This is a genomic window from Agrobacterium larrymoorei (genome assembly GCF_030819275.1).
In the GTDB taxonomy this organism is placed as follows: domain Bacteria; phylum Pseudomonadota; class Alphaproteobacteria; order Rhizobiales; family Rhizobiaceae; genus Agrobacterium; species Agrobacterium larrymoorei_B.
This window is the reverse complement of the sequence record NZ_JAUTBL010000002.1, coordinates 271,157-288,963: the sequence shown is the minus strand read 5'-3', so window position 1 is coordinate 288,963 and position 17,807 is coordinate 271,157. Positions and strand designations below refer to the sequence as shown.

General features: G+C 59.0%; 19 protein-coding genes. 3 read left to right on the top strand and 16 right to left on the bottom strand.

Annotated elements, in window-relative coordinates:
* Positions 1-7 precede the first annotated feature (7 nt).
* Genes truA through def form a run of 3 tightly spaced genes read right to left on the bottom strand, consistent with a single transcriptional unit; the run spans position 8 to position 2,308 of the window.
* Positions 8-808 carry a tRNA pseudouridine(38-40) synthase TruA gene (gene truA, locus QE408_RS09970; protein ID WP_306930707.1) on the bottom strand — a complete coding sequence of 267 codons (801 nt, stop codon included), beginning with the start codon at positions 806-808 and terminating at the stop codon, positions 8-10.
* Between the two features lie 3 nt (positions 809-811).
* Positions 812-1,744, bottom strand: coding sequence for a methionyl-tRNA formyltransferase (gene fmt / locus QE408_RS09965; RefSeq protein ID WP_306930705.1), 933 nt, complete (start codon positions 1,742-1,744; stop codon positions 812-814).
* Between the two features lie 51 nt (positions 1,745-1,795).
* On the bottom strand, positions 1,796-2,308 hold the full coding sequence (gene def, locus QE408_RS09960; protein ID WP_306930703.1) for a peptide deformylase: 513 nt from the start codon (positions 2,306-2,308) through the stop codon (positions 1,796-1,798).
* A gap of 140 nt (positions 2,309-2,448) precedes the next feature.
* Between def and QE408_RS09955 the strand changes: the two genes are divergently transcribed.
* Together QE408_RS09955 and QE408_RS09950 are read left to right on the top strand one after the other, a co-directional pair.
* A complete protein-coding gene (locus QE408_RS09955) occupies positions 2,449-3,645 on the top strand; it encodes a DNA recombination protein RmuC (RefSeq protein ID WP_306930701.1) in 1,197 nt (398 codons plus the stop codon).
* Positions 3,646-3,760: 115 nt separating this feature from the next.
* Positions 3,761-4,660 carry a ribokinase gene (locus QE408_RS09950; RefSeq protein WP_306930700.1) on the top strand — a complete coding sequence of 300 codons (900 nt, stop codon included), beginning with the start codon at positions 3,761-3,763 and terminating at the stop codon, positions 4,658-4,660.
* Between the two features lie 32 nt (positions 4,661-4,692).
* Here QE408_RS09950 and QE408_RS09945 read toward each other — a convergent pair whose 3' ends face one another.
* Positions 4,693-5,280, bottom strand: coding sequence for an NUDIX domain-containing protein (locus tag QE408_RS09945; RefSeq protein WP_306930697.1), 588 nt, complete (start codon positions 5,278-5,280; stop codon positions 4,693-4,695).
* Between the two features lie 100 nt (positions 5,281-5,380).
* On the opposite strand from QE408_RS09945, the gene QE408_RS09940 reads away from it, so the two are divergent.
* Complete coding sequence (locus QE408_RS09940; RefSeq protein ID WP_306930695.1) at positions 5,381-6,136, top strand: DeoR/GlpR family DNA-binding transcription regulator; 756 nt, start codon at positions 5,381-5,383, stop codon at positions 6,134-6,136.
* A gap of 2 nt (positions 6,137-6,138) precedes the next feature.
* Here QE408_RS09940 and trmB read toward each other — a convergent pair whose 3' ends face one another.
* The 12 genes from trmB to tsaB all read right to left on the bottom strand — a co-directional run bounded on the left by trmB (position 6,139) and on the right by tsaB (position 17,687).
* The gene (trmB, locus tag QE408_RS09935) at positions 6,139-6,837 is read right to left on the bottom strand and encodes a tRNA (guanosine(46)-N7)-methyltransferase TrmB (RefSeq protein ID WP_306930693.1); all 699 of its coding nucleotides are present in this window, start codon (positions 6,835-6,837) and stop codon (positions 6,139-6,141) included.
* A gap of 149 nt (positions 6,838-6,986) precedes the next feature.
* Positions 6,987-8,252 carry a methionine adenosyltransferase gene (metK, locus tag QE408_RS09930; protein WP_306930691.1) on the bottom strand — a complete coding sequence of 422 codons (1,266 nt, stop codon included), beginning with the start codon at positions 8,250-8,252 and terminating at the stop codon, positions 6,987-6,989.
* A 174-nt stretch (positions 8,253-8,426) separates the two neighbouring features.
* On the bottom strand, positions 8,427-8,846 hold the full coding sequence (locus QE408_RS09925; RefSeq protein ID WP_062427100.1) for a helix-turn-helix domain-containing protein: 420 nt from the start codon (positions 8,844-8,846) through the stop codon (positions 8,427-8,429).
* Positions 8,847-8,986: 140 nt separating this feature from the next.
* Complete coding sequence (gene lnt, locus QE408_RS09920) at positions 8,987-10,579, bottom strand: apolipoprotein N-acyltransferase (RefSeq protein ID WP_306930688.1); 1,593 nt, start codon at positions 10,577-10,579, stop codon at positions 8,987-8,989.
* A 289-nt stretch (positions 10,580-10,868) separates the two neighbouring features.
* Entirely contained in the window at positions 10,869-12,005 is a 1,137-nt protein-coding gene (locus tag QE408_RS09915; RefSeq protein ID WP_306930685.1) for a hemolysin family protein, read from the bottom strand.
* Between the two features lie 17 nt (positions 12,006-12,022).
* Positions 12,023-12,529, bottom strand: a complete 507-nt coding sequence (ybeY, locus tag QE408_RS09910) for an rRNA maturation RNase YbeY (protein ID WP_306930683.1) — start codon at positions 12,527-12,529, stop codon at positions 12,023-12,025.
* An 11-nt stretch (positions 12,530-12,540) separates the two neighbouring features.
* Positions 12,541-13,599 (bottom strand): PhoH family protein, encoded by a 1,059-nt coding sequence (locus QE408_RS09905; protein WP_306930681.1) that lies wholly within the window; start codon positions 13,597-13,599, stop codon positions 12,541-12,543.
* 47 nt (positions 13,600-13,646) lie between these two features.
* On the bottom strand, positions 13,647-15,044 hold the full coding sequence (gene miaB, locus QE408_RS09900; RefSeq protein ID WP_306930679.1) for a tRNA (N6-isopentenyl adenosine(37)-C2)-methylthiotransferase MiaB: 1,398 nt from the start codon (positions 15,042-15,044) through the stop codon (positions 13,647-13,649).
* A 57-nt stretch (positions 15,045-15,101) separates the two neighbouring features.
* Positions 15,102-15,902: a lysophospholipid acyltransferase family protein gene (locus tag QE408_RS09895; RefSeq protein ID WP_306930677.1), complete on the bottom strand. Its 801-nt coding sequence runs from the start codon at positions 15,900-15,902 to the stop codon at positions 15,102-15,104.
* Positions 15,903-15,936: 34 nt separating this feature from the next.
* Entirely contained in the window at positions 15,937-16,365 is a 429-nt protein-coding gene (locus QE408_RS09890) for a Fur family transcriptional regulator (RefSeq protein ID WP_296017649.1), read from the bottom strand.
* A 69-nt stretch (positions 16,366-16,434) separates the two neighbouring features.
* Positions 16,435-16,929 carry a GNAT family N-acetyltransferase gene (locus QE408_RS09885; RefSeq protein WP_306930675.1) on the bottom strand — a complete coding sequence of 165 codons (495 nt, stop codon included), beginning with the start codon at positions 16,927-16,929 and terminating at the stop codon, positions 16,435-16,437.
* Between the two features lie 89 nt (positions 16,930-17,018).
* Positions 17,019-17,687, bottom strand: a complete 669-nt coding sequence (gene tsaB / locus QE408_RS09880) for a tRNA (adenosine(37)-N6)-threonylcarbamoyltransferase complex dimerization subunit type 1 TsaB (RefSeq protein WP_306930674.1) — start codon at positions 17,685-17,687, stop codon at positions 17,019-17,021.
* Positions 17,688-17,807 lie beyond the last annotated feature (120 nt).

Sequence of the window (17,807 nt, the reverse complement as noted above, 5' to 3'; positions counted from 1 at the left end):
CGAAGGGTCAGGCGTCTCCGCTCTCTGCTTCCGCTGCCGGCGGTTGCCGCGGCGGTATGACCGCCGGGTAATCCACCTGCATGAAATAGAGCCCTTCTGGCGGCGCAACGGGGCCGCAGGCCTTGCGGTCTCGCGCCTCGAGTGCAGCGCGCACGTCGTCGGGCGTCATGGCGCCCTCACCCGCGAGCTTCAGCGTGCCGGCAAAGGAGCGGATCTGGTTGTGCAGGAAGCTCTGTGCCGTTGCGCGAATTTCGATCAGATCGCCGGTGCGTGTCACATCGAGACGGTCCAGCGTGCGGACGGGACTGTTGGCCTGGCAATGCACCGAGCGGAAGGTGGTGAAGTCATGCCGTCCCACCAGCGTCTGTGCGGCCGCATGCATTCTCTCATGGTCCAGGTCTTTCGAGACCCACCACGCCCGCTTGTGTTCCAGCGCCAGGCGCGATTTCCGCGAAATGATGCGATAGAGATAGTGGCGACGGATGGCGGAAAAGCGGGCGTCGAAATCCTCCGTCACCGCTGCCACGTCGAGCACCGAGACCGCATCGCCTGCCATTGCCAGATGGGCGTTCAGCGCGTTGCGAAGCTTATATGGCTGCCAGTCGCGCACAAGATCCACATGGGTGACCTGACCGACCGCATGCACGCCGGAATCGGTTCTGCCTGCCCCACGAATGCCGACCTTTTCGCCCGTGAGCGACAGGACTGCCGCTTCGAGTGCACCCTGAACGGACCTGCCATTGTCCTGCCTCTGCCAGCCAACATAGGGGGTACCGTCATATTCAACGGTCATGCGAAAACGCGGCATCCGCTACAGCCTCGTTCCGACGGGAACAGGCGTTCCGCGCAGGAAGTCTGCCGCCAGCGTCGGCTTACCGCCAGCCTTTTGCAGCTTTGTCAAACGCACGGCGCCGCTGCCGCAGGCAATCGTCAGTTGGTCATCCAGCACGGAACCGGCCTCCCCCATGCCTTCCGCCCGCTCGCTTGCCAATACCTTGACGCGTTCAGGCTTGCCGCCGATCTCCAGTTCGAACCAGGCGCCGGGAAAGGGCGAGAGACCACGAATGTGGTTGTGGACATCCCGCGATGGACGGGAGAAATCGATCCGCGTTTCCGCCTTGTCGATCTTGGCAGCGTAGAGAACGCCGTCTTCGGGCTGCACCGTCAGCGGCAGATCATCATTTTCAAGCTTTGCCATGGCGTCACGCATCAAGCGCGCACCCTTCAGCATCAGGGCGTCATGCAGCTCGCCAGCCGTCATGTTCTCATCGATAGCGACACGGGCGGTCAACGCGACGGGGCCGGTATCCAGCCCCTTTTCCATCTTCATCACCATCATACCGGTTTCGGCATCGCCCGCCATGATCGCGCGCTGGATGGGGGCCGCACCGCGCCAGCGGGGCAGAAGAGAGGCATGGCCATTGTAACAGCCAAGCCGTGTGCCGTTCAAAATCGCCTCGGGCAGCAGAAGGCCATAGGCGACGACCACCGCGACATCGGCATCGAATTCAGCAAATTGCTGGCGATCGTCCTCCGCCTTGAAATTCAGCGGGGTCAGAACCGGAGTGCCCAAAAGCTCTGCGGCCTGATGCACGGGGGATTTTTGCAGATCCAGTCCGCGGCGACCGCCTGGGCGGGGCGGCTGCGTATAGACCGCCACCACATCGTGGCCCGCTTCTTTCAGCGCGCGCAGCGTGGGAACCGAAAACTCCGGCGTTCCCATAAAGATGATGCGAAGAGCCATTGTTGCCCCCTGCCCTGCTGATCAGACCAAGCGGCCTCTCGGCCGACCGGATCAGACCTTGGCGCGGGCCAGCTTGGTGAATTTCTTGATGACCATGTCACGCTTCAGCCGCGAGATGTGGTCGATGAAGAGCACGCCGTTCAAATGGTCGATCTCATGCTGCAGGCAGGTGGCGAGAAGACCATCCGCCTCGACCGTCTGCTGCTTGCCGTCCCGATCCACATATCCAACCGTCAAAGAGGCAGGGCGTTCGACTTCGGCGTAATAATCGGGGATCGAGAGGCAGCCCTCTTCATAGGTCGAGACCTCGTCCGACACTTTGAGGATTTCCGGATTGATAAAGACGAGTGGCTTGTTTTCCTCATCGTCGCGCGAGAGGTCGATCACCAGCATCCGGCGCGGAACCCCCACCTGGATCGCGGCAAGGCCGATGCCCGGCGCGTCATACATGGTTTCCAGCATGTCGTCTGCCAGGCGCTGGATTTCCGAATCCACGGTCTCGACAGGCTTGGATTGCTGGCGCAGCAGCGGATCGGGCAAAATGATAAGAGGCTTGATCGTCATGGCTTCCCATAACCCATCTGATCAGCCGAGGAAACGAAAAAATACGGTCGATTCAACGCCGAGACTCGATAGCCGACTCATTTTCGCCGCGGACATGTTCTTGTTTTGTACGAATCAGAATAACTCTGCTAGATTGCCTTATGAACATCGATCTCAATGCTCTCGGTCAGACGGCTTTCAGTGTCGGAACGGTCAACATCTCGATCGGCGCGCTGCTTGTCGTTCTTGCCTTTTCCTGTCTCGTGGCCGTCCTCTTTCTCCTGCGCAAACCGGCAGCACCGGATCAGCCGCGGGAAGAACTGACCGAGCTTCTAAAGACCCAGACAGAGCTGCAAGGCCGCATCGCGGCCATGGCAGAAGCTTTCTCTGCGCGGCAAAACGAGATGAGCCAGACGTTGAACGAGCGATTGGACGGCATGTCGCAGCGGCTTGGAACGACACTGACGGAACAGACCCGCTCGACGCATGAGAACCTTAGCAAGCTGCAGGAACGCCTTGCGGTGATCGACGCGGCGCAGGGCAACATTCAGGATCTCGCCAAGGATGTGATCGGGCTTCAAGCCATCCTGTCCAACAAACAGACGCGCGGTGCCTTTGGACAGGCTCGTATGGAAGCGCTGATTGCCGATGCGCTGCCGTCTGGTTCCTACCAGCTTCAACCAACGCTTTCGAACGGCTTCCGCCCGGACTGCATGATCAAGATGCCGAACAATGCACCGTCGCTGGTGATCGACGCGAAGTTTCCTCTCGAGGCCTGGAATGCGTTGAAGGCGGATGAATCCCCGGAAGCCAAGCGCGCGGCGACTCAGCAGTTCCGCCGAGACATGGAAGTTCATATCCGCGATGTGGCGGAAAAGTATCTGATCCCTGGGGAGACGCAGGATACCGCTTTCATCTTCGTGCCGTCGGAATCGATCTTTGCCGATATTCATCAGCATTTCGAATATCTGGTGCAGCGCGCCCACCGCGCTCGCGTGGTGATCGTGTCCCCATCGCTTCTGATGCTGTCGGTCCAGGTCATTCAATCGGTATTGAAGGATCAGCGGATGCGGGAGCAGGCTCACCTGATTCAGGGCGAAGTGGCCCTGTTAATGGACGATGTGCGGCGCCTGGATGAGCGCACCCGTAAGCTCCAGACGCATTTCGGCCAGGCGCAGCGCGATGTCGAAATGATGCTGACCTCGTCGGAAAAGGTTCTAGCACGCGGCGGCAAGATCGAGAGCCTCGATTTTTCGACAAGCACCAAGGACATTCCGCATTCGGAGGTCGAGCATTTGCGTCGTATCGCCGATGCTCGCGCGGGTGCCGCCAAGCTGCGCGTGGTGGATGACGAATAGGCGGCGCTGAAACAGCCGAACATTGCCACCCTCGCAAAATCGATTTCCGATTTCGATCTCGATGCGGTAGCACTGTCGGCACTGTCAACGTCTTTGCCTTTTGGATCAGCCTCGCATGATTACTGTTTTCGGCTCCATCAACATGGATCTCGTCGCCACCTCCGAACGCCTGCCGAAGCCGGGCGAGACCGTCACCGGCAAAAGCTTTTCCACCGCCGCGGGCGGGAAGGGTGCCAATCAGGCGCTGGCCGCACGTCGCGCCGGTGCCGAGGTGAAGATGGCAGGCGCTATTGGTGACGACACCTTTGCCGCTCCCGCGCTGACCTTGCTGCGCGATGCGCGAACGAATCTGTCTCTGGTGAAGACCGTTGCGGAACCAACGGGCACTGCGGTGATCCTGATTGGCGAGGGCGGCGAGAACATGATCTCAGTCATTCCCGCTGCCAACGGCACCGTATCGCCGCAGGATGCCGAGCGCGCCGTGTCTGAAATGGCCGAGGGCGATACGCTGATGCTGCAATTCGAAATTCCGGCCGATGCCATCGAGGCTTCTTTAAAGGCCGCGAAAGCCAAGCGTGTCACGACGATCATCAACACCGCTCCGCTGACAGCCGATGCGGCCCGCCTTTCCAAGCTTGCCAATATCGTTATCGCCAACGAGACCGAGTTCGAGCTGTTGATCGGCAAGAATGGACTGTCCTCCGCCGATCGGGAAAAGGAATTGACCGCGCTGCACGCGGAGACTGGCCAGACGATGATCGTCACGCTTGGCGCCGACGGTGTCATCGCTATTCGCAACGGCAAGCTTTTCAAGTCGATGGGCCTGAAGATCGAGCCCGTCGATACGGTGGGTGCAGGCGATACGTTCTGCGGTTATCTCGCTGCCAGCCTCGACGCCGGAATGGACTTCGAGAAGGCACTTCGCCGTGCCGCTGTCGCCGGTTCGCTGGCCTGCACCCGTGAGGGCGCTCAGCCGTCTATCCCCGCAGCGGCGGATGTGGACGCGCAGCTTTAATAGAACGGAACTCCGCTCGCCCTCGCATCCGATCAAGCATGCTTGAACAGGTTGAGGGCGGCGTATTGCAGCAGCATGATGGTCTTGCCGTCGCGGATGACGCCTGAGGTGATCATGCTGATCGCCTCATCGATCCCCACTTCCATGACGGCAATATCCTCGCCCTCGTCTTCATTTCCGCCACCGGCTGAGGTTCTGTCACTAGGCTCATATTCGCCGACGAAGAAATGCAGCCTCTCGGTGACGGAGCCTGGGCTCATGAAGGCATCGAAGACCTGGCGAACATCGCGCACCTTGAAGCCCGTTTCTTCCTCGGTTTCCGCACGGATGCGCGCTTCCGGTTCGGCATTGTCCAAAAGGCCCGCCGGGGTTTCGATGAGAAGATCGTCATGGCCGTTGATGAAGGCCGGATAGCGGAACTGTTTCGTCAGGATGACCGTCCGGCGCTCCCGGTCATAAAGCAGGATCGTCGCGCCATTGCCGCGATCATAGGTTTCCCGCGATTGCTTCTGCCAGGTGCCGTCCTCGCGCAGGAAAGAGAAGGTGGTTTTCTTCAGAAGATACCAGTCATTCGAGAGAACCTTGACGTCCTCGACCTTGATGCGGTGCGCGATACTCATGAAACTTCCCTGTGGCTAGATCCAAACGGCCGTGGACACATTGGCAATTTCGTGCAAATTCATGCAGAGTCAAGAAAATTCGTGCAAAGGCGAAAGTCGCATGCTGACATCGGAACGAAAGACCCTCATTCAGCACGTCCTCCAGCGGGACGGTCGGATCGTCGCAAAGAGCTTCGCCGAAGAGCTAGGCGTCTCCGAAGACACCATTCGTCGAGACCTGCGGGAACTTGCCAAGGATGGACTGTTGCAAAGGGTTCACGGTGGCGCGCTGCCATCCTCACCGGCGGTTGCCGATTATCGTGCGCGCGAACAGATGGCATCCTCCGCCAAGGAAAAGCTTGGCCGAGCCGCAGCCAGATTGATCAAGCCGGGGCAGATCGTCTTCCTCGACGGCGGCACGACCAATCTCCAGCTTGCCCGCCATCTGCCGCAGAACCTAGCGGCGACCATCGTCACGCATAGTCCCAGCATCGCCGTGGAACTGGCGCATCATCCGTCAGTCGAGGTGGAGTTGATCGGGGGACGGCTTTTCAAGCACTCGATCGTGTCGATGGGAGCCGCGAGCGCGGAAACCATTTCTGGCATTCGCGCCGATCTGTTCTTCCTCGGCGCGACCGGTATCCACCCAGAGACCGGCGCGACCACAGGAAACCGCGAGGAGGCAGCAATCAAAAGGTTGATCGCCCGCCAATGCGCCGAGACGATCCTGGTTGCGACGGAGGACAAGATCGGCGCCGCCTCACCCTACCTCGTCTTGGCATTGAGCGAGATTACCACTCTTGTCGTGGATGCGGACGTACCGGACAAACTGCTAAAGCCCTACAGCGCAGCAGGACCAGCGATCATGAAAGTCTAAGATCAGACTTTGAGGAAGGTGAGATAGGCGGAAGTCCGCCCCTCGCGTTTGGCCTTGTTCTCGTAGCGGGTCCCCGGCCAATTGTCGTAAGGCGTCAGCCAGTCGGCGGAGGTCTTGGCCGTCCATTCGAAGCCGCCGTGCCGAGCGCAGTGCTGTAGCGTCCAGTTGATGTAAGTGTCGATGTCGGAGGCGAAGCAGAACTTGCCACCGGGCTTCAGCACGCGGTGGAAGCGGGCAAGATTGACATCAGAGACGAAGCGGCGCTTCCAGTGCTTCTTCTTCGGCCAAGGGTCTGGATAGAGAAGATCGATATGATCGATGCATTCATCTGGGAGCCAGTCCAGCAGTTGGGTGGCGTCGTCGTCATAGAGGCGGATATTCATCAACTCGCGCTCTTTGACGGCACCAAGAAGCTTCGCCATCGAGTTGACGAAGGGCTCCACGCCGATGAAGCCCGTAGAGGGATTTTCGGCGGCGCGATGAACCAGATGCTCGCCACCGCCGAAACCGATTTCCAGGCGGATGGATTTGACATCGGCGGGGAAGAGTGCAGCCAGCGGCTTCGGCGCTGGTGTTGCAAGATCGACTTTCAGCAGCGGCAGAAGGTTCTCGATGCTCTCCACCTGCTGGTTGCGCAGCGGCTTGCCCTTGCGCCTGCCATAGAACGCTTCCGTCGATCGTGAACGCCGCTCTTCCGTCATCGTGAACTCTCTCAAGCAAAATAGATGAACCCGCACCTTACCGTTTCATCGGTATTGCGCGGGTTTCAAGTTTTCAGACCCTATCCCCTAAACGGTCTCATATGGCAAGACCGGAGTTGAGGAGAGGGGGATGTTTCGAGCCGATGACCTCAAGCGGCCTTCAGCGCATCCTTGAGCGGCTTGACCAGATCGATCTTCTCCCAGGAGAAGGAACCGTCACGGCCAGCCTTGCGGCCGAAATGGCCGTAGGATGACGTCTTGGCATAGATCGGCTTGTTGAGGTCGAGGTGACGGCGGATGCCCGATGGCGACAGGTCCATGACCTTGCGGATCGCGGCTTCGACTTCGTCTTCGCTCACCTTACCCGTCTGATGCAGATCGACATAGACAGACAGCGGCTGTGCGACGCCGATGGCGTAGGAGAGCTGAATGGTGCAACGCTCGGCAAGACCGGCGGCGACCACGTTCTTTGCCAGATAGCGAGCGGCGTAGGCTGCGGAACGGTCGACCTTCGTCGTATCCTTACCGGAGAATGCGCCACCGCCGTGCGGAGCTGCGCCACCGTAGGTGTCGACGATGATCTTGCGGCCGGTCAGGCCAGCATCGCCGTCAGGACCGCCGATCACGAACTTGCCCGTGGGATTGATGTACCACTTGCAATCGTCGGCAATTTTCAGATCGCCAAGCGCTTCACGGATGTAGGGTTCGACAACAGAGCGAACCTTCTTGGAATCCCAGCTTGCATCGAGATGCTGGGTCGAAAGCACGATGGAAACCGCTTCGGACGCCTTTCCGTCGACATAGCGAACGGTCACCTGGCTCTTGGCATCGGGGCCGAGCTTTGCAGCTTCGCCTTCGCCACTCTTGCGCGCAGTGGCGAGCAACTGAAGGATACGGTGGGAATAATAGATCGGCGCTGGCATCAGCTCCGGTGTTTCCTTGCAGGCGTAACCGAACATGATGCCCTGGTCGCCCGCACCTTCGTCGCCCTGCTTGTCGGCGGCGTTATCAACGCCCTGCGCGATATCGGCAGACTGCGGGTGAAGCAGCACATCGATCTTTGCGGTCTTCCAGTGGAAGCCGTCCTGCTCGTAACCGATGTCGCGGATTGCCTTGCGCGCCGCGGACTTGAACTTGGAAGGGTTGATCATCGGATGGCCAGCGGCATCCTTGACGACGTTGCCGTCCTTGTCCTTCTTCAGCAGCGTGTCGGGAACGCGCACTTCGCCAGCGATCACCACGCGGTTGGTGGTGGCAAGCGTTTCGCAAGCGATGCGAACGGTCCATGGGTCAACGCCGGTCTTGGTCGCTTCACGATAAATCAGATCGACGATTTCATCGGAAATTCGGTCGCAAACCTTGTCAGGATGACCTTCAGCAACGGATTCGCTGGTGAACAGGTAGTTGGCGCGCATGCGGGATTCCCCTCAAAGAACAGGTCTGTGCGTTTGTTATTCATTTCATCGGAAAAAACAAGGACAGAACGACATAAATATATCTTTATATCGGAATTTCATTTCTGCAATTCAGCAACAAAAAACGGCCCCGAAAGGCCGTTCAAGAGGGTATTGAAACCGATTGCAGGTCGCTTACTCGGCGTCGCCTTCAGCGGCCAGCGCCTTGACCAGATCGACGATGCGGCGGCGGACCTTCGGATCGTTGATCTTCACGAAGGCGCGGTTGAGCTGCAGTCCCTCGGACGAGGAGAGGAAATCCACCACATAGTTGGAGCTCGACGCTTCGGCGGAGCCGGAAGCGGAGGCTGGCTCAGCGCCCGGTGCATCTTCGAAGAAGAAAGAGACCGGAACGTTCAGAATGGCGGAGATGTTCTGAAGGCGGCTGGCGCCAACGCGGTTGGTGCCCTTTTCATATTTCTGAATCTGCTGGAAGGTAATTCCAAGGCTTTCACCCAGCTTCTCCTGGCTCATGCCCAGCATGGTGCGGCGCAGCCGGATACGGCTTCCGACATGAATGTCGATTGGGTTCGGCTTCTTCTTATTTTCGGTCATATGTTAGTCCTGACATCCTGTTGTCGGTGATTGTTACACATTAACGCAAAACCGTAGAGGTCGGATCAGTGCAACATTCCTTCATATCACTTGCGTTGTACAACCCTACAATCGCACTATGCAATTTCAGGGGTTTTCGGTCAATTCTTGCGGCTGACTAAACCATACCGAGAAAACAGCGCCACGATCAACATTGTTATAAACAACAACCAAAAGTTCGTTTTACGGGCATTGCCGCTGAGCGCGTCCGTTGCCGTACTACTTAAAGTGGCGTCGATTATACCCTTTTGACCATAGTCAAGACCAGCCTCGATACCACCTAACGGATCAATGATGGCGGAAATGCCAGTGTTGGCTGCTCGAATCACCGGCAAGCCGGTTTCCACAGCGCGCACACGTGCCTGCTGGAAGTGCTGATAGGGACCTGGGGTATCGCCAAACCAGCCGTCATTGGTGACATTCAGGATCGCCTCGGACGAGGCGATGTCGGCCGGTACTTCATCGGGGAAGATGATTTCGTAGCAGATGAAGGAATAAAGCTTTTTGCCGGATGGAAGAATGATGGGTGTCCGGCTTGCCGCCGGCGAGAAACCGCCAGGCAGGTTGACGATATTCTCGATATCGAAGCGGCGCAGTATGTCTTCGAAGGGCACATACTCGCCAAACGGCACGAGATGCACCTTGTCGGTGGCGCCAATGATATGGCCCTCACTGTCTACGGCATAGACGGAGTTGTAATAGCGCGGCGGATGCCCTGCTCCCGCATCCTCCATGCGCACCGCTCCAGTCAGCAAGATCTGACCGTCCTCCAGCGTCTTGGCGATTTCCTCCAGCGCGTCCGGGTTCTGTGTCAGGATGAAGGGAACGGAGGTCTCCGGCCAGACAATGATGTCGGGCCGCTTCTTGCCGGGCGTTGGCGGGAGCGCCGAGAGGCGAAGATGCTCCTGAAAGATCTCCGCCCGATCGGCATTCAGCATTTTGCGGGACTGGTCGATACCCGGCTGAACGATGCGCACCGTGACCGCGTCCGGGGCTGGCTCCGACAGTGGCTGATGCTGACGATAAAAGCCGTAACCGAGATGGCCTGCCAGCAGCAGGACCGCGAGAGTGAGGCCCGGCACCATGCCACGACGGGTTCCCAAAAGGGCGGGGCTGGAAAAAACGAAGACCGCCAGCATCGACATGCCGAAGATGCCGATCAGGTTGGAACTCTGCATCATCAACGGAACCGGCATCATCCCGTAGCCGATAGCGTTCCAGGGAAAGCCGGTGGCAACGAAGCTGCGCAACCATTCCACCAGTCCAAAAGCCGCGGCAAGAGCCGCAAGCCTGCCCCAGCCGTCCGACCAGAGGCTATTGGCGAGCATCACGGCAAGACCGTAGAAGAGCGCGAGAAAGGCGGGCAGCCCGAGGATTGCAAGCGGCAAAGCCCAGGCAAACTCGTCAGCCTCCAGAAGTAGCGCATTTCCGAGCCACCATAGGCCCGCAACGAAATAGCCAAAGCCAAAAATCCAGCCGAGCAGAAACGCTCTGAAGGCGCGAGACACGCTGCCACCATCGGGGCTTCCCGTGGTGCCGTCAATCAGCCAGACCAGAAGGGTAAAGGAGACGAAGAGGCTGGCGAAGAAACCGATCGGTGGCAGGGCGAGCGCACCGATGGCGCCGGCCAGAAATGCAATGAGAACGCGGCTGAAGCCACCGCTCAACATGATCGTGCCCGCGAGCCGCTCCATACAGTATCAATCTCCTTGAGGGGCACCGTTCAGCAACGCGAAACCGGAAAGCGGATACCAGAACGTGACTTGCCTTCGAAACGCGCGCGGTCGGAGAGACCACTGATCGTGTTTCGGCTGCCGAACGCTGAATAGTTATGCGGCATGCTCTTCCGACTTACTGTAAAAAAAATCGAACGTCCACAGGACAGCGGTGGCGTGTCTGTGCAATCCGCGAATTGCAGCGGTCTCATCTATTCGGTTGTTGGAAAATAAGAATCCCGGACCCTGATGCCCGGGACGCAAGCCGTCAAACCGTAGCCTTGTCCGTGGTATCGGATGGAGCAGGAAGCGCGATCATCTCGCTGGTTACGACGGGCGCGGGTGCTTGATCATCCTCGCCGGTGGAGGACTCGTCGCGAAGGATGCGCACGCGCTTGATGCGGCGATTATCGGCATCGAGAATTTGGAACTCAAATCCCGGCACCGCACGCACCACCTCACCCTTCGAAGGGATGCGGCCAAGCGCAAAGAAGACGAGACCGCCCAGCGTATCGATTTCCTCAGCATGTTCCCGAACGTCAAAATCCGGACCGAGCGCCTGAGCGAGATCCCCCAGTTCGATACGGGCATCGGCGATCAGGACATCCGACGATACACGGACGAACATCGCCTCATCCTTGTCGTGCTCATCGTCAATGTCGCCGATGAGCATTTCCACGATGTCTTCGTGGGAAACAAGTCCGTCGGTACCGCCATATTCGTCGATGATCAGCGCAAGCTGGGTGCGCTGCGCCTGCATGGTTTTGAGCATATCCGAAGCGAGCATCGAGGGAGGCGCGAACAGGATCTTACGAATGATCCCGGCTTCGGCCAGCGTCGTCTCGAGATCGACGCGCGCAAGATCGAAGTTGGCGCGCGGCGTTCGCGGAGCCTTCGCCTCGCCATTGGCTGGCGCGCGCGTGCCGCTACGGCGCTTGTTGCGCGCCTGCTTGCCCACATAGGACAAGAGATCACGGATATGGATCATGCCCTTCGGATCGTCGAGGGTCTCGTCATAGACCGGCATACGCGAGCGGCCCGTCGCCTCGAAGCGGATCATCGCTTCACCGATCGTGGTTTCCTGATCGAGCCCGTCAATATCGACGCGCGGGATCATGATGTCCTCGACCGTGACTTCTCTGAAGCGGAGAATATTGTTGAGCATCGCCCGCTCGTCGGGCGTGAAGGCGGCGCCGATATCAGTATCGGTCATCAGCGCGTCGGTCAGATCTTCACGAAGACGCTCGCCCTGCGAGGGCTTTAAGATCCGGGAAATTCTCGACCAGATGGTCGAGCGGGGCTTTGCTTGATAGTCCTGACGTAACGGACTACTGCCCTCCTCCGATGAGGATTGTTCCCCGGCGTCCTTGCCCTCTTGGGGCGGTCTTGCAGAATGTTCGTTCATTGTCCCAAACAGTTCGATCAAAGCGGGTCCTGACCCGCATAGGGATCAGATAGGCCAAGAGTCGCCAAAATGCGAGTCTCAAGCCCCTCCATTTCTTCCGCCTCTTCGGTTTCCATGTGGTCATAACCGAAAAGATGCAGACATCCATGCACCAGCAGATGGGTCAAATGATCCTCGAAACTCTTCTCGAGATCAAAGGCTTCGCGCATGACAGTTTCATGTGCGATGACGATATCGCCAAGCATCGGGCCCGGCATGCCGCCCGGCTCCAGCGGAAAGGCCGGAAAAGACAGGACATTCGTCGCCTTATCCTTATTACGCCATTGCGCATTTATTTCCTTGATGGCGGCGTCATCGGTAAAAACCAGCGACACTTCCACCGGCATGGCAGGGAACGGCTGCTGCTCTTCTTCTTTCAGATAGGAAACAGTGGCCTCCAGCACTTTCGTGCTGAAGGCAAAAAGCTCTTCCTCCGAGGGCCAGTCATCGGCCTCGACAGAGATTTGAATATCCAGAACCGTCATCGTCTCGGCTTTTAGTAACCTTGTCTCGGCAAGCTCTCATCCGGCACAGCCGTATGGGATTCGTAAGCCTTGACGATACGCGCCACCATCGGGTGACGCACAACGTCGACATCCTTGAAGCGAACCACGGAGACGCCTTCGACGTCGCCAAGGATCTGCAAGGCCTCGACCAGACCGGATTTGACGCCACGCGGAAGGTCGACCTGGCTCGGGTCGCCCGTCACGATCATGCGGCCGTTCTCGCCCAGACGGGTCAGGAACATCTTCATCTGCATGGTCGTGGTGTTCTGCGCCTCGTCGAGAATGACGGCGGCGTTTGCCAGTGTGCGACCACGCATGAATGCGAGCGGTGCGATTTCGATGACGCCGGCCTGGATGGCCCGCTCCACCTTGTCGCCCGGCATCATGTCATAGAGCGCATCATAAAGCGGACGAAGGTAGGGATCGACCTTTTCCTTCATGTCGCCTGGCAGGAAGCCCAGACGCTCTCCCGCTTCGACGGCAGGACGAGAGAGAACGATGCGATCCACCGCGCCACGCTCCAGAAGCTGGGCGGCATGGGCAACGGCCAGATAGGTCTTACCCGTACCGGCTGGTCCGACACCGAAGACAAGCTCCGACTGTTCCAACGCCCGCATATAGACATCCTGTGTCGGCGTGCGGGCGGCAATGGTTTTCTTGCGGGTAGAAATCTGGGCCATCGACACCTTGGCTTTGCGCTCCATCGTCGGCAGGGTCAACTGATCGTCTGCTGCGACCGCCATGCGGATCGCACCCTCGACATCGGAAAGTTCGGCGGTGCCGCCCTTCAGCAGGCGTTCATAGAGGAAATCCAGCGCGCGGCGGGCCTGGTTGGTGGCCACCACATCGCCCGTAATCGCCACCGAATTGCCGCGTGGGCGGGCATCGATCTTGAGCCGCTGCTCCAGCAATTTCAGGTTTTGATCGAACTGACCGAATAGCTCTCCGGCTATTCTGTTATTCTCGAACGTGAGGACGAAGTGATTGGCGTCGGTCGCGGGTGAGCGTGGCTGGCGCGATGAAGGTGAGACCAATTCGTGTGCGTTCAAGCGGTCAGGCTCCTGTCCGAGGTCAGTTCCGGTTCCCAACTCTAACTCTATGCCACCTCGGCAAACAAGCTGTTTGGACCGGTCGCGGTGATTCGTACATGAATAATGTCACCGATTTTCATGTCGTTTGCATCAAGATTTACAGACTGCAGCCAAGGAGAACGACCAATCAGCTGTCCGGGCATGCGACCGGGCTTTTCCAGCAACACATCCATGGTCTTTCCAACGAGCGACTGGGCGAATTCGTTCTGCTGTTTCAAGAGCAGCGCCTGCAATCTCTCCAGCCGTTCGGCCTTCACATCTTCCGGCACCTGATCGGTCAGATCGGCGCCGGGCGTGCCAGGACGCGTCGAATATTTGAACGAAAAGGCCTGCGCGTATTTCACCGCCTCCACCATGGCGAGTGTGTCTTCGAAGTCTTGATCCGTTTCGCCAGGGAAGCCGACAATAAAATCCCCAGACATGGCAATATCAGGGCGAGCGCCACGGATTCTTTCGATAAGCCTCAAATATTCCGCGCCCGTATGGCGGCGGTTCATGGCTTTCAGGATGCGGTCGGACCCTGCCTGAACGGGCAGATGCAGATAGGGCATCAAAGCGCGCAGATCGCGATGCGCCTCGATCAGGCGGTCGTCCATGTCGCGCGGGTGGCTTGTCGTGTAGCGCAAGCGCGCAAGCCCGGGAATTTCGGCCAGGCGATAGAGAAGCTCCGCCAGCCCCCATTGCTCGCCCTTCGGTCCCGTCGAGCGCCAGGCATTGACGTTTTGGCCAAGCAGCGTGATCTCACGCACACCGGCGTCGACAAGCTTCATCGCCTCGTCGAGGATCTGGCTGACGGGCCGGGAGACCTCCGAACCGCGGGTATAAGGCACCACGCAGAAGGTGCAGAACTTGTCGCAACCTTCCTGAACGGTGAGAAAAGCGGTCACGCCCCGCGAGCGCAGCTTTGCCTTTTCGGCCACCGGCAGATGCTCGAACTTGTCTTCGACCGCGTAATCCGTCTCGATCACCCGCTCGCCTTCGCGAACGCGGGCAAGCGCCTGCGGCAGACGGTGGTAGGTTTGCGGGCCGATGACGACATCGACGGCAGGCGCACGGCGCAGGATCTCTTCGCCTTCCGCTTGCGCCACGCAACCGGCAACGCCGATCACGAATTCGCGCCCCTCTTCCTCGCGTGACTTCTTCATGTCGCGCAGGCGGCCCAGCGCCGAATAGACCTTCTCCGCCGCCTTTTCACGGATGTGACAGGTATTGAGCAGAACCAGATCTGCCTCGCCCATATCCTCCGTCTGCACATAACCATCCTTCGCCAGAGCATCGCTCATGCGAACGGAATCGTAGACATTCATCTGACAGCCATAGGTCTTGATGAAGACCTTACGGCTGTTGGCTGCGTGAGCCATAGCGGTCGGTGTGGCGTCGAGGCCAAGCGTATCCTGGGTCATGGCGCGTATCTAATGATTTTCGGCCACCAGTTAAACAGAAAAATGCGGAAATCCGGGCTATCTCGACTTTCGCCATCCGCCGCGCAGGCTGAAATTCAACATGGTGCGCAGTGCCGTGGTCGCTTCGACGCTCAGCGCCTTTCGATTGTCGCCCTTGCGGAAGGGGATCGCCTCCCCAAAGGTGACGTCAACCTCGATTGCGCCGGCCTTCACCAGCCCGACCAGCGACGGCAACAGGCCGATGCTCCCAGGCCAGGCGGCCACCGGCCTGTGGTAACGCCCCATCGCCATGCCCTGGATGCCGGTATAGGCGATCGCGACCGGCTGGACATGGACGAGCTGACTGGGAACCTGCTCGGCAGCAGTCGACGCTGCGCCGAACAGCGATGACTTGACCGGCAGAAGCCGGTTGCCATCGGACGTCGTGCCTTCGGGGAACAGCACGATGATCTCACCACCCGCCAGCCTTTCGGCAATCTCGTTTACCTGCGCGCCAGCGCTGCGCTTCTGCTCTCGGGTGATGAAGACGGTTTTCTGCAAACGCGCCAGCTTGCCGAATATCGGCCAGTCGCGCACTTCGGTCTTCGCAATGAAGGCGACATCCGCCACGCTACCCAGAACCAATATGTCCTTCCACGACACATGGTTGGAAATCAGAAGCAGAGGCCTCTCGGTCTCCAGCCCACCATGCACATGGACCTTGATGCCGAGCGACTGACAAGCGACCCTGTGCCAAAGACGCGGTATCCTCCGGCGGATCGGCAAATCGAGCCAGAGTCCAAGGACTTGCAGTGGCAACAGCACGATGGTGACGATGGAGAGAATGAAGACCGTATAGGCCATCCGAAGCCACGTCATCGCCGCATTCGCTCCGTGGCCATGGATTGTTGCCTCACCGCTCTTCCGGTTTCAGCGGGACGCCGTAGAGTTCCAGCCGGTGATCGACGAGCTTGAAGCCATGTTCGCGGGCGATCTTTTCCTGCAGCGCCTCGATCTCGGCGGAGCGGAATTCGATGACAACGCCATTCTTCAGGTCGATCAGATGATCGTGGTGCTCTTCCGGCACGGTCTCGTAGCGCGAACGGCCATCGCGAAAATCATGCCGTTCGATAATGCCCGCATCTTCGAAGAGCTTGACCGTGCGATAGACCGTGGAGATCGAAATCTTCGGATCGACGGCGGAAGAGCGGCGATAAAGCTCCTCGACGTCCGGATGGTCTTCCGATTCCTGAAGAACGCGGGCGATGACGCGCCGCTGGTCGGTCATGCGCATACCGCGCTCCGCACAGATGTCTTCCAGGGTTTTCGAAAGGTCTACCACGATAATCAGGCCTTCAGATGCGTCGTTGGTCCACCAGAGTGGCGGCATAGAGTCTTAGTATTATCGGAACTATCGAAGATCGCGCCGCATGACAAGCGCTGTGGATTTCGTCCCATCTTTGGCGGTGTAATAGGCCTTGCGCTCCGCAACCGTCTTGAAGCCAAGCTTGCGGTAGAGATGCACTGCCGGACCATTTCCGCCATCCACCTCCAGAAACATCGTTTCGGCACCGCGCATCTCCGCTTCCCGCATGGCGGCCTGCATCAAACGCCAGCCAAGACCGGCACCGGCAAATTTTTCACTCACCGCGACGGTCAGAATTTCAGCCTCTCCGCCCGCCTCGCGCGACAACACAAAGCCACCGAGCGGCTGGCTGAAGAACGCGTTGGTCTGGCGAGCGACCGCGCCGAAGACGCTGTTCTGCGACAGAAGGCTCGAAAACTCGCCTTCACTCCAAGCTTGCGGGAAGCGAGACGTGTGAAGCTCGGCGATATCGGCGCAGTCACCATGCGCCATCGGCACGATTTCGAAAAAGGGTTTCCAGCTCAGATAGTCGTCGAACATTGCAGGGAATCATCCACCGTGAATGCAAGATGGCTACAGCATCGGTCGGCAAATCGAAATCGATTTTCGACAGAGAAAACGGCACTCTCTCAGGCGGGCGACAGACGCTCCAATGCGAAGCCGGATTGCGGCCGCGCATCCGGGCCACGCAGGTAGAGCGGCGCGGGCTTGGGCTGATGCGCGGGTTTCGTCGCAGCGACACGCGCGACGGTGGCGATCGGAAAATGGTCCGGACCCGATCCCGTTTCTTCGCCAGCGAAGAGAGGTGCTGCGGAGCCCACGATCGCGCCGTCGAAACCGGCAAGCGATTGCCTGGCCTCATCGAGAGACACCAAAGCGGCGTCCGTCAGAGGCGCGCCATCGGCCGCGAAGATTTGCAGATAGCATTCGTCACGCTTGGCATCAAGGCCGACGGCGACAGGCTGGCCGGGCTGGTGCCGCAGGTGATGGGCGGCAAGAGCCTCAAGCGTCGTAACCCCTACGGCCTCGACACCGAGCGAGAGCGCAAAGCCACGCGCGGCAGCGACACCTACTCTGATACCGGTGAAGGAACCGGGGCCGATGGTGACGGCGAGACGTTCAATCGCATCGAGGATAAGACCTGCCTGCACCAGTGCTCCGTCGATGATGCCCATCAGCAACTCGGCATGACCCTTGCCGATATTCTCCGTGACCTCCCCAAGGACACTATCGCTTGCGCTGTCGTAAACGCAGGCCGAGCAATCCACGCCGGATGTATCGATGGAAAGGATGATCATCTGAAAAGCTGGACCTTACGCATGTGCTCAGCAGGAGGAAGGAGCGAGACGATGAGCGCTCGTGAGAAAGCCGCTCAAGACTTGAGGCGCGATCACGCGCCTCGCCTCAGTATCGATATC

Excerpts from the sequence above, each read along its gene's own strand:
- QE408_RS09915 (WP_306930685.1), bottom strand. The coding sequence starts at position 12,005 with ATGAACGAACATTCTGCAAGACCGCCCCAAGAGGGCAAGGACGCCGGG.
- QE408_RS09895 (WP_306930677.1), bottom strand. The coding sequence starts at position 15,902 with ATGACGTGGCTTCGGATGGCCTATACGGTCTTCATTCTCTCCATCGTC.
- miaB (WP_306930679.1), bottom strand. The coding sequence starts at position 15,044 with ATGACCCAGGATACGCTTGGCCTCGACGCCACACCGACCGCTATGGCT.
- def (WP_306930703.1), bottom strand. The coding sequence starts at position 2,308 with ATGACGATCAAGCCTCTTATCATTTTGCCCGATCCGCTGCTGCGCCAG.
- QE408_RS09955 (WP_306930701.1), top strand. The coding sequence starts at position 2,449 with ATGAACATCGATCTCAATGCTCTCGGTCAGACGGCTTTCAGTGTCGGA.
- QE408_RS09950 (WP_306930700.1), top strand. The coding sequence starts at position 3,761 with ATGATTACTGTTTTCGGCTCCATCAACATGGATCTCGTCGCCACCTCC.
- QE408_RS09885 (WP_306930675.1), bottom strand. The coding sequence starts at position 16,929 with ATGTTCGACGACTATCTGAGCTGGAAACCCTTTTTCGAAATCGTGCCG.
- metK (WP_306930691.1), bottom strand. The coding sequence starts at position 8,252 with ATGCGCGCCAACTACCTGTTCACCAGCGAATCCGTTGCTGAAGGTCAT.
- lnt (WP_306930688.1), bottom strand. The coding sequence starts at position 10,579 with ATGGAGCGGCTCGCGGGCACGATCATGTTGAGCGGTGGCTTCAGCCGC.
- truA (WP_306930707.1), bottom strand. The coding sequence starts at position 808 with ATGCCGCGTTTTCGCATGACCGTTGAATATGACGGTACCCCCTATGTT.
- fmt (WP_306930705.1), bottom strand. The coding sequence starts at position 1,744 with ATGGCTCTTCGCATCATCTTTATGGGAACGCCGGAGTTTTCGGTTCCC.
- QE408_RS09945 (WP_306930697.1), bottom strand. The coding sequence starts at position 5,280 with ATGAGTATCGCGCACCGCATCAAGGTCGAGGACGTCAAGGTTCTCTCG.
- tsaB (WP_306930674.1), bottom strand. The coding sequence starts at position 17,687 with ATGATCATCCTTTCCATCGATACATCCGGCGTGGATTGCTCGGCCTGC.
- QE408_RS09925 (WP_062427100.1), bottom strand. The coding sequence starts at position 8,846 with ATGACCGAAAATAAGAAGAAGCCGAACCCAATCGACATTCATGTCGGA.
- QE408_RS09940 (WP_306930695.1), top strand. The coding sequence starts at position 5,381 with ATGCTGACATCGGAACGAAAGACCCTCATTCAGCACGTCCTCCAGCGG.
- ybeY (WP_306930683.1), bottom strand. The coding sequence starts at position 12,529 with ATGACGGTTCTGGATATTCAAATCTCTGTCGAGGCCGATGACTGGCCC.
- trmB (WP_306930693.1), bottom strand. The coding sequence starts at position 6,837 with ATGACGGAAGAGCGGCGTTCACGATCGACGGAAGCGTTCTATGGCAGG.